This window comes from Eubacterium callanderi (assembly GCF_900142645.1).
GTDB lineage: Bacteria > Bacillota > Clostridia > Eubacteriales > Eubacteriaceae > Eubacterium > Eubacterium callanderi.
The window spans coordinates 309,497-320,587 of the sequence record NZ_FRBP01000006.1 but is presented as its reverse complement, the minus strand read 5'-3'; the positions used below and the strand labels follow the sequence as shown (position 1 = coordinate 320,587).

The 11,091-nt window shown below is 40.0% G+C and carries 11 protein-coding genes; all 11 read left to right on the top strand.

The features are described 5' to 3' along the window. Positions 1 to 1,174: nucleotide sugar dehydrogenase (locus tag BUC22_RS10260; protein ID WP_073382841.1), on the top strand; the 1,174-nt coding region annotated here is incomplete at its 5' end. A 3-nt stretch (positions 1,175 to 1,177) separates the two neighbouring features. Then, positions 1,178 to 2,155 (top strand): SDR family oxidoreductase, encoded by a 978-nt coding sequence (locus BUC22_RS10255; RefSeq protein WP_073382838.1) that lies wholly within the window; start codon positions 1,178 to 1,180, stop codon positions 2,153 to 2,155. A gap of 15 nt (positions 2,156 to 2,170) precedes the next feature. Next, positions 2,171 to 2,788 (top strand): class I SAM-dependent methyltransferase, encoded by a 618-nt coding sequence (locus BUC22_RS10250; protein ID WP_073382836.1) that lies wholly within the window; start codon positions 2,171 to 2,173, stop codon positions 2,786 to 2,788. 13 nt (positions 2,789 to 2,801) lie between these two features. Continuing rightward, the gene (locus BUC22_RS10245; protein WP_013380707.1) at positions 2,802 to 3,530 is read left to right on the top strand and encodes a DUF2334 domain-containing protein; all 729 of its coding nucleotides are present in this window, start codon (positions 2,802 to 2,804) and stop codon (positions 3,528 to 3,530) included. Continuing rightward, a complete protein-coding gene (locus tag BUC22_RS10240; protein ID WP_070081233.1) occupies positions 3,527 to 4,645 on the top strand; it encodes a glycosyltransferase family 1 protein in 1,119 nt (372 codons plus the stop codon). Before BUC22_RS10245 ends, BUC22_RS10240 begins: the two co-directional genes overlap by 4 nt. Then, positions 4,642 to 5,844 carry a hypothetical protein gene (locus BUC22_RS10235; protein ID WP_013380705.1) on the top strand — a complete coding sequence of 401 codons (1,203 nt, stop codon included), beginning with the start codon at positions 4,642 to 4,644 and terminating at the stop codon, positions 5,842 to 5,844. The genes BUC22_RS10240 and BUC22_RS10235 overlap by 4 nt, the downstream gene beginning before the upstream one ends. Then, on the top strand, positions 5,822 to 6,778 hold the full coding sequence (locus tag BUC22_RS10230; RefSeq protein WP_013380704.1) for a glycosyltransferase family 8 protein: 957 nt from the start codon (positions 5,822 to 5,824) through the stop codon (positions 6,776 to 6,778). Before BUC22_RS10235 ends, BUC22_RS10230 begins: the two co-directional genes overlap by 23 nt. Beyond that, positions 6,775 to 7,776, top strand: a complete 1,002-nt coding sequence (locus tag BUC22_RS10225) for a glycosyltransferase family 8 protein (RefSeq protein ID WP_013380703.1) — start codon at positions 6,775 to 6,777, stop codon at positions 7,774 to 7,776. The genes BUC22_RS10230 and BUC22_RS10225 overlap by 4 nt, the downstream gene beginning before the upstream one ends. A gap of 97 nt (positions 7,777 to 7,873) precedes the next feature. Then, positions 7,874 to 8,647 carry a glucose-1-phosphate cytidylyltransferase gene (rfbF, locus tag BUC22_RS10220; RefSeq protein WP_013380702.1) on the top strand — a complete coding sequence of 258 codons (774 nt, stop codon included), beginning with the start codon at positions 7,874 to 7,876 and terminating at the stop codon, positions 8,645 to 8,647. Beyond that, on the top strand, positions 8,632 to 9,759 hold the full coding sequence (rfbG, locus tag BUC22_RS10215; RefSeq protein WP_013380701.1) for a CDP-glucose 4,6-dehydratase: 1,128 nt from the start codon (positions 8,632 to 8,634) through the stop codon (positions 9,757 to 9,759). Before rfbF ends, rfbG begins: the two co-directional genes overlap by 16 nt. Then, the gene (gene rfbH, locus BUC22_RS10210; protein ID WP_013380700.1) at positions 9,752 to 11,086 is read left to right on the top strand and encodes a lipopolysaccharide biosynthesis protein RfbH; all 1,335 of its coding nucleotides are present in this window, start codon (positions 9,752 to 9,754) and stop codon (positions 11,084 to 11,086) included. Before rfbG ends, rfbH begins: the two co-directional genes overlap by 8 nt. The last annotated feature ends 5 nt before the right edge of the window (positions 11,087 to 11,091 follow it).

Sequence of the window (11,091 nt, the reverse complement as noted above, 5' to 3'; positions counted from 1 at the left end):
GCTTTATCAAAAAGGCATTGACCCCACCAAAGAGGTAGGGGATGAAGCCATTAAAAGCTGTACCGTGGATTTTACAAACGACGAGACAAAACTTCGAGAAGCCAGGTTTCACATTGTGGCCGTTCCAACCCCGGTGAGCGAGGATAAAACACCAGATCTGACCCCCGTGGAAGGCGCCAGCCACACCCTGGGGAGAAACCTGACCAAAGGTTCCATCGTGGTCTATGAAAGCACTGTTTATCCCGGCGTTACCGAAGAAGTCTGCATCCCCATCTTAGAAAAAGCATCCGGCTTAAAATGCGGTAAAGATTTCAAAGTCGGCTATTCCCCAGAGCGCATTAACCCCGGCGACAAAGTCCACCGCCTCGAGACCATTGTCAAGATTGTCTCTGGCATGGACGCAGAAACCCTAGACACCATTGCCAAAGTTTACGAGCTCGTCGTCGACGCCGGCGTCCACCGGGCCGAGAGCATCAAAGTCGCCGAAGCCGCCAAAGTCATTGAAAACAGCCAGCGGGACATCAACATCGCCTTTATGAACGAGCTGTCCATTATCTTCAACAAGATGGGCATCGACACCCAGGCTGTTCTAAAAGCTGCCGGCACCAAGTGGAACTTCCTGAACTTTTTCCCAGGCCTCGTCGGCGGTCACTGCATCGGGGTGGATCCCTACTACCTGACCTACAAAGCCGAACAGTTAGGCTACCACTCCCAGATCATTCTGTCCGGACGGCGCATCAACGACGACATGGGCAAATATGTGGCCGAAAACATCGTCAAGCAGCTGTTGAGAAAAGACATCTCCGTCAAAAACGCCAGAGTCGCCATTTTGGGCTTTACCTTCAAAGAAGACTGCCCCGATACCCGAAACACAAAAGTCATCGACATCGTCAAAGAGCTCAGAGACTACGGCATTGAGCCCATCCTCTGCGACCCCGAAGCCGACGCCGAAGAAGCCAAAAGAGAATACGGCGTCACATTTACGGATTATAAAGACCTGAAAGATATCGACTTAATCGTCATCGCCGTTGCCCACCAAAGCTTTAAAGACAAAACCCTCAAGGACTTCGACAAACTCTATCAAAATCCAGAAGCCAAAATCCTCATGGACCTGAAAGGCATCCTGGATAAACAAACCTGTGAAAAGCAAAACTATACCTACTGGAGGTTATAAAAAATGGGATATGAAAACATCACCTTCCCCCAAGAGACCAAATTTCTGATCACCGGCGGCGCAGGCTTTATCGGCTCCAACCTCTGCGAAGCCCTGCTAAAACGCGGACACTTTGTCCGATGCCTGGACGACCTCTCCACCGGAAAAGCAGAAAACATCCAGCCCTTTTTAGAAAACTCAAACTTCGAATTCATCAAAGGCGACATTCGAGACCTCGACACCTGCATGAACGCCTGCAAGAACATCGACTACGTCTCCCACCAGGCCGCCTGGGGAAGCGTGCCCCGAAGCATCGAGATGCCCCTGGTCTACGAAGAAATCAATATCAAAGGCACCCTCAACATGCTCGAAGCCGCCAGACAGAACAACGTGAAAAAGTTCGTCTACGCCTCCTCCTCATCCGTGTACGGCGATGAGCCCACCCTGCCCAAGAAAGAAGGCAGAGAAGGCAATCTGCTCTCTCCTTACGCCCTGACCAAAAGAACCAATGAAGAATACGCCAGGCTCTACACCGAGCTTTATGGCCTGGAAACCATCGGTTTTCGCTACTTCAACGTCTTTGGCAGAAGACAGGACCCCGATGGCGCTTACGCTGCCGTCATCCCAAAGTTTGTGAGTTCACTGCTTTATAACATCGCACCAAAGATCAATGGAGACGGCACCCAGTCCAGGGACTTCACTTATATTGAAAATGTCATTGAAGCCAATTTGAAAGGCATGCAGGCTCCCAGGGAAGCCGCCGGAGAAGCCTTCAACATCGCCTACGGCGGGCAGGTTAACCTCAATGAGCTATACCAGAAGCTCAGCGAATTGCTGGGTAAAAAGATCGAGCCGGTCTATGGCCCGGAACGGGCAGGGGATATCAAACACTCCAATGCAGATATTGACAAGGCGAGAAAATTTCTAAAATATGCGCCGGAGTATAGCTTTGAGCGGGGGATTGAGTTGACGATTGCGTGGTACGAAAGCAATTTAAGATAAAAGAGAGAGAAAAGAATGAGTAAGATCATTGCCAAAATAAAACGAATAGGTGTATTCGATACATTTCGTGGGTTAAGAAGACATCAATACTATAAAACGCTCCAAACAGAGTATCATTTTGATAATTGGCACCTTTCGCCGATCGAGTGGAGACCATACGCCAGAGACATTGTAAAAGAAGTCAATCATCTTAAACCCGTATCGGTTTACGAAGTCGGCTGCGGATTAGGTGATATACTGAGGAAAATTCACGCTAAAACACGGGTTGGCTATGATCTGAGTGAAAGCGCCATTAAATGCGCGAAATATTTAGACCAAAAGTCCGAAGTGAAATATGAAACAGGCACTTTTGATAAAATCATTAATCAAAAAATTGATTGCTTTATCAGTGTTAGTTTTATCCATGAAATTAGTAGCGACGACCTAAAACAAATTTTCGCAAGCTTAATAAAGCAAAATGAAATACATTATATCGTTGTCGATAGCGTCACGGGCGGCGGTTATAAATATCACCATGATTATGTTGCGATATTACCAGAAGAATATCAATTAATGAAAAAATTGGGGCCATACAGAACAGAAGAAAATGACAGTAAAAGATACGTGATGATTTTTGAAAAAACACAAGTTTGATAAAAGGAATAATATGTATTTATTACGATTAGATGATGCATCCGAGTATATGGATACCGCAAAATGGAAAAAAATCGAAAGAATCCTTGATCAATATAAAATAAAGCCAATGGTTGGAGTCATACCAAACAACGAAGATACTTCCCTGATAACCAGATATAAGCAGGATCCCCTATTTTGGAATAAGGTATACCGATGGATTGATAAGGGATGGGCGATCGCAATGCATGGATACAATCATGTTTATAGTTCAAATGATGGCGGAATTAATCCTGTAAACCAGCAATCAGAATTTGCCGGAATGAGTTATGAAGAACAGTGCGTGAAAATTGAAAAGGCGTTAACAATATTTGAGAAGAAAAAAATAGACACAAAAGTTTTTTTCGCACCATCCCACACATTTGATGATAACACCTTAAAAGCACTCAAAGATAAAACAAATATACGAATCATAAGCGATACAATCGCAAATAAAATTTATTACCAAAATGGGTTTTACTTTATCCCTCAACAGTCCGGCCAAGTACGGAAATTGCCATTCAAAGTGATCACTTTCTGCTACCACCCAAACACAATGAACGTGTCGGCATTTTCAAGACTGGAGAGCTTTATCAAAAAAAACTGCAATAAGTTCACATCAATGGATCAACTTGAGTTTGATCCAAATAAGCAGTTAAGTTTTTATGATCGTCTGTTAAAAAAAGGCTATTTTGGATTAAAAAAGCTGAGGAAAAGAAGATGAAAAACGACTCACCAATTCGTGTCCTTCAGGTTTTTGCAAGAATGGATCGCGGCGGCGCGGAAACAATGATTATGAATGTTTACCGGCACATCGACCGCTCTAAAGTCCAATTTGATTTTATTGTGCATACAGAAGACCATTGTGATTATGATGAAGAAATAAAAAAATTAGGTGGAAAAATTTTTCATATACATAGATATACAGGAAAGAATCATTTTCAGTACAAAAACGAATGGAAAACTTTTTTTAAGAACCATCCAGAGTATCATATTATTCATGGTCATGTAAGAAGTACAGCTGCGATATACTTAAAAATCGCGAATCAATTTGGCTTGGTGACCATTGCTCATAGTCATAGTACTTCATCAGGAAAAGGCATTGCGGCTGTTGTTAAAAATATTATGCAATTCCCAATACGCTATGAAGCAGACTATTTATTTGCTTGTTCAAAGAAAGCAGGGGAGTGGCTCTATGGTAAAAAGGCGCCCCAGAAAGAAAACTTTTTTGTCATTAAAAATGGTATAGAGGTCGAAAAGTATCAGTTTAATCCTATAACACGACAAAGAGCGAGAGAAGAATTTGGCATTAAAGATAGTCAACTTGTCGTCGGCCATGTTGGAAATTTTACGTACCCTAAAAACCATGAATTTCTGGTTGATATTTTTAATGAAATACATCAAGAAAAACCTAATAGTGTTTTATTGCTTGTCGGGGATGGAGAATTAAAAGAAAAAATCGAACAAAAAGTAGCGGAATATAAACTTCAAGATTCAGTGATTTTTACGGGCGTAAGGGATGACGTACCAGATTTAATGCAGGCGATGGATGTGTTTGTGTTTCCATCGCATTTTGAAGGGTTTGGGATTGCTTTGATTGAAGCACAAATGTCTGGATTATTATGTTATGCAAGTAGTGAAGGTGTGCCATATGAGACGAGGATCACAAATTTAGTTGATTATATTTCTTTAAAAGATAATGCTTTTATTTGGGCAGATAATATTTTAAGAAACAAAAAAACAAATAGTAGAACAGAAAAAATTAAAACATATATGTATGACGCAAAAAAAAATGCAAAATGGATCGGGTTATTTTATGAAAGAGTTAATATAAAATGAAAATACGAAATATATTTACGCTATGTTTAACTATTTTTCCTATTTTGATGACATATGAGACTCCTATCAAAGGGATTGCTTATGGAGATTTGATATTATTATTACTGTATCCGTTTTTGTTTTATAAAATCATTTCAGAAAAAAGGAAAGTAAAAGATATTGTCTACTTTCCCTTGGTAATTTTATTTTTATATTTGTTGGTCTATTATTTATTATTAGCTTTTATTGATGCAAAACTATTTAGTGAAACATCAATAAAGTTTATCCATAATTTGTTTTATTTATTTACTTTAAGTTTTTTTGTTAAATCATTTTATGATATTGATATTGGATACAAAGTACTTAAAGTCGTATCAATTGTAGCTACTTTTTTTCTTTTTATTCAAATAATGGGCGTAACTATATTTCATATTTATATACCAGGCACACTTCCGGGAGTTCCTGTAATGAGAGATGAATTAGAGCTTTTTAATGAGACTGTGATGGGAAGTAACATGGTAATTCGTCCAAGATCTATCTTTAATGAGCCTGCAGAATATGCAACTTATACGAGCCTTTTTCTTGCGGTTGAATTGCTTCTTAGTAAAAAAGAGCATAAGAGTATAAGAAATTACTGGTGTGAGATTATAGTCACAATTGGGCTTGTAGTAAGTAAATCTTCAACAGGAATAGTATGCGCATTTTTTTTATGGTGTGTATACCTTATGATAAGAATCAAAAAAAATCATTCGAAAAAAGAATTAAAAAAAATGATGGTTTTATTAGTATTAGGAGTAATTTGCATAGTTATATTTTTCAAATCAAGTGCGTTTGAATACTTCATTAATAAAACATATAGCATGAACAATGAATGGGGATATGGAGTATTAGGGCGATTTGAAAATTATGATAAAGTATTTTCTTTAAAAGATTTAACTGTATCGCAAATAATTTTTGGCAATGCTATGATAAATACTATTTATTATATTCCAGGGATACCAAGGATTTTTTTATATTTTGGAATAATAGGCGTCTTAATTTATTCATTAATATATCTTTATATTGTAGTCAATTCAGATTCAGAACAAAAAGTAATCTTATTATTGATGCTATTTATAGCCTTTGCTGGAGACACGATTTTTGGGGTTAGTGGTATGTATTTTTATCCATTTATAATTAATAAAATAAGAGGAGAAAATGAAATTAAATGTAATTTATAGTGCTAGCGAAACGTATGCTCAACATGCTTACGTTTCAATCTTTTCTTTACTAGAAAAAAATAAAATATTCGACGAAATTAATATTTATTTTATTACTGATAATATGACAGAAAATACTAAAGAAAAAATAAAATATTTAGTCAAAAAATACAGAAGAAATTTATTGTTTATAAATTCTGATGACATTCTTAGGGAATCGGCAAAAATAAAATGTTGGAACGGTTCAAATGTGTTAAATTGTAAACTTTTTTTAGGTTCTTATTTAGATAATACCATCGATAAAGTTCTTTATTTAGACTCCGATTCAGTAATAATGGACTCTTTATTAAATGTATGGGAGACAGACATTGAAGATTATTATTGTGCAGGTGTTTTTCTTCCAACAGTTCCTAAATACAAAACTTATTTTGATAGTATTGATGAGTATTTAAATCCGGGATTTATATTAATTAATTTAAAAAAATGGAGGGATGATTATTTAGAAGAAAAAATTGTTGATTATTTAAAAAAAAATTCTAAAAAAGAGCTATCAGATGAATTTCTTATTAATATATTATGTGAAAATAAAATCAAACACTTATCCATTAAATATAATTTAGTACCTGAATTTTATTTTTTTAAGAGTGAGGAAATGAAAAAAATCCATCAATGCGAATCTTTTTATACACAACAAGAAATAGATAATGCTTTAAAAAATCCTGTTTTCATACACTTTCTTGGACATCTGTATAACCGACCTTGGAATAAAGAGTGTACTCACCCTGCTAAAAATATCTATTTATATTACTTAGAAAGATCCCCATGGAAAAATGCTTTAGGGAATGAAAAGCTACCATTAAAAAATAAACTAATGGTTTTTTTATATAAGGTATTACCATTTAAAGTTTTTTTGTTTTTAAAAAATAAATTGGAAAGGGGGGCTAATAGACAATGAAACTAAACGTTTCCTATGCAAGTAGTAATGAATATGTAAGATTTTCTTATGTATCAATGTTATCTCTTTTTGAAAATAACAAAGAATTTTCAAGTATATTTGTCTATTTTATTGATGCCGGATTAACAGAAGAATCTAAAAAAATGTTTATTCACTTAGCAAAAAAATATAATCGAAACTTAAAATTTATACCAATCAATGATTTGTTTAAAAATTGGAAAACGATAAAAAGTTTTGGACATTCATATGCAACTTACGCAAAATTGTTTTTTAGCAGTGTTATAGATGAAGATAAAATTATATATCTTGATTCTGATTCGATTGTTGAAGATTCATTTAAAGAACTTTGGCAAATAGACTTAAAAGATAATTTAGTGGCTGGCGTTTTAGAAGATGTCGCGCCTAGAAATAAATATATTATTGGACAGAAGAAAAGTGATAATTATATTAATTGCGGTTTTTTGTTAATAAATTTACAGGAATGGAGAGAACAAAATATTGAAAGTAAATTCATAAATATTATTAAAAAATATAAAGGAGATGTCCCATTTTGGGATCAAGGAGTTATTAATAGTGCCTGTAAAAATAAAATATTTTTATTGCACCCTAAGTATAATTGCTTGAATTGTATTTTTGCTTTTAATGCAAATGAAATAAAAAAAGTCTCTGATTTAGATTATTATTATTCCCAAAATGAAATTGATGAAGCAAAGAATCATCCTGTATTTATTCATTATGTAGATGGTATTTACAATCGACCATGGTGTAAAAATTGCACTCATCCATTAAAAAATCGTTATATTTTTTATTTAGACAAAACACCTTGGGCAAATTGCTATATAGAAGGATATGCACCGAAAAATTCAGTAAAAAACTATCAGTTATATAAAAGACTTCCTTTTCCGATTTTTTATAGATTAAGACTAATTTCAAATTTTATAAAAGAAAAAATTGGAAGATTCGATAAAAATTCATGGTATTACATAAAAAAGGAATAGTCCGAAATTAAAAACATAAGTGTCAGATGAATTAAAGACATTGAATTGAAAAGATTTCGTATATCAAAATATATTAAATTGTTAAAAGGAACTGCTTATGAAAATTATTATTTTAGCCGGTGGTTTCGGAACCCGAATCTCCGAAGAATCCCACCTCAGACCAAAGCCCATGATCGAGATCGGCGATCAGCCGATCTTATGGCATATCATGAAATCCTATGCCTACTACGGCTATGATGAGTTCATCATCTGCTGTGGTTACAAGGCCCATGCCATCAAAGAATACTTTGCGGATTACTACATGCACCGCAGTGACATCACCTTCGACTTTGCCAACGACAACGCCATGACCATCCACAACAACGTGGCCGAGCCCTGGAAAGTCACCGTGGTGGACACAGGCCTGAACACCATGACCGGCGGCCGGGTGAAGCGGGTCCAGAAATATATTGGCGATGAGCCCTTTATGCTCACCTACGGAGACGGTGTCTGTGACGTCGATATTAAAGCACTCGAAAACTACCACCGGGTGCAGGGCAAAATCGCGACCATTACTGCCGTGCAGCCCGGGGGCCGTTTCGGTGTTTTAGACATTGAAGCGAATGGCAGCATCTCCAATTTTCAGGAAAAGCGCAAGGAGGACGGTGGTTGGATCAACGGTGGCTTTATGGTGCTGGAGCCTGAAATCTTTGATCTGATAGAAGGGGACAACACGGTCTTTGAACAGTATCCCTTAGAGGAATGCGCGAGGCGCGGCGAGCTATCCGCCTACAAACACGACGGCTTCTGGCAATGTATGGACACCCTTCGGGAAAAGAACATGCTGGAAGAACTGGTGGTCAAAGGAGAAGCCCCATGGGTGAAATGGTAGATTTGAATTTTTATAAAAACAAAAAAGTTTTTGTCACCGGCCACACCGGTTTTAAGGGCTCCTGGCTCTGCCATATTCTAAAGCTTGCCGGTGCAGAAGTCATGGGCTACAGCCTGGCACCCCAGACCAAGCCCGATCTCTTTAGTCTATCCGGTTTAGATCAGGACCCGCATATCCAGACCGTCATCGGCGATGTCCGGAATCTGGAGAAACTCAAAAAAGCCATGACAGCCTTCCAGCCCGAGATCGTCATCCACATGGCCGCCCAGCCCATTGTAAGAGATTCCTACAAGGACCCGGTATACACCTATGAGACCAATGTCATGGGCACCGTCAACATTTTAGAGGCCGTGCGCTGCTGCCCCAGTGTGCGCTCTTTTCTGAACGTCACCACCGACAAAGTCTATGAAAACAAAGAATGGCCCTGGGGCTACCGGGAGAACGAGCCCCTTGACGGGTACGACCCCTACTCCAACAGCAAATCCTGTTCGGAGCTGGTGACCCACAGCTATAAAAAGTCCTTTTTTAATGGTGCAGATCAAGCCCTTAAGACAGAGAGCGGCGGCACCGCTGTCTCCACAGCCCGGGCGGGCAATGTCATCGGAGGCGGTGACTTTGCCAATGACCGGATTGTCCCGGACTGCGTGTGCTCCGCCTTGAAGGGTGAAACCATCCTTGTCCGAAATCCTAACTCCACCCGGCCTTATCAGCACGTGCTCGAGCCTCTTTTTGCCTATCTGCTGATCGCCCAAAAACAGTACGAAGATTCAGCGCTGGCAGATTATTATAACGTGGGGCCTGATGAGACAGACTGCATCACCACCGGTGAGCTGGTCGATCTTTTTTGCAGGCAATGGCAGCAGCAGACCGGAGAAAGCCAGAGCTGGGAAAATCAGCAGGTGGACGGCCCCCATGAGGCCAATTTTTTAAAGCTCGACTGCTCAAAGATCAAGAGCCGTCTGGGCTGGCGGCCCCGCTGGAACGTGGCCCAGGCCGTCTCTAAAACCGTGGAGTGGACAATAGCGTATAAAGATGAGAAGAATATGGCAGAAATTATGAAAAGACAGATTATCGATTTTATCAAGACCGAGCAGGAGGACCAGCATGTTTGAAAATAAAACAGAACAAGAAGCCCGAAAGCTGATTTTAGAGCAAGTGGCCGAATACTGTGACACATACCACAACACCAAAGACTACCAGAAAGGCGACCGCATTCCCTACGCCAGCCGTGTTTACGATCACGAAGAGATGGTCAACCTGGTGGACAGCGCCCTGGAATTCTGGCTGACCGCCGGGCGCTATAACGATCAGTTTGAACGGGATTTCGCCAAATATTTAGGCGTGCGCTACTGCAGCCTGGTCAACTCCGGCTCCTCCGCCAATCTGGTGGCCTTTATGGCCCTGACATCGCCATTATTAAAAGAACGGGCCATTAAACCAGGTGATGAGGTGATCACCGTGGCAGCCGGTTTCCCCACCACGGTTACCCCGGTGATACAGTATGGCGCCATCCCCGTTTTTGTGGATGTGACCATACCCCAGTACAATCTGGACGTCCATCAGCTGGAAGCCGCCCTTTCGGACAAAACAAAAGCCGTCATGGCCGCCCACACCCTCGGCAATCCCTTTGACCTGCAGGCCGTCAAAGCTTTCTGTGATCAGCACAACCTGTGGCTCATCGAGGATAACTGCGATGCACTGGGCTCAAAGTATACCCTAAACGGTGAAGAAAAATTCACCGGAACCATTGGCGATATCGGTACCTCCAGCTTTTATCCGCCGCACCATATGACCATGGGCGAAGGCGGCGCGGTTTACACCAATGACCCCTTACTGAATAAGATCATCAAATCCTTTAGAGATTGGGGGAGAGACTGCTCCTGCCCATCCGGAAAAGACAATCTTTGCGGACACCGTTTTGACAGGCAGTACGGTGAGCTTCCCCTGGGCTATGACCATAAGTACGTTTATTCTCATTTTGGTTATAACCTGAAAGCAACCGACCTGCAGGCCGCTGTCGGCGTGGCGCAGCTAAAAAAATTCCCATCCTTTGTCGAAAAACGGCGCCATAACTTTGACCGGTTAAAGGCAGGCCTTCAGGGCTTAGACGATAAAATCATCCTGCCAGAACCCGCACCAAACTCAAAACCAAGCTGGTTTGGTTTTCTGATCACCTGCAAAGAAGGCATTGACCGCAATCGGGTGGTTCAAGCCATCGAAGATCAGGGAATCCAAACCCGGATGCTGTTTGCTGGAAATCTCATTAAGCATCCCTGCTTTGATGAAATGCGAAGAATGGGAGAAGGGTATCGCGTTGTTGGAGAGCTTACCAATACCGATCGGATTATGAAAGATACCTTTTGGGTAGGCGTTTACCCGGGGATGAATGATGCGATGATTGATCGAATGGCTGAAACGATCAGAAAAGTGCTCAAGTAAAGGAA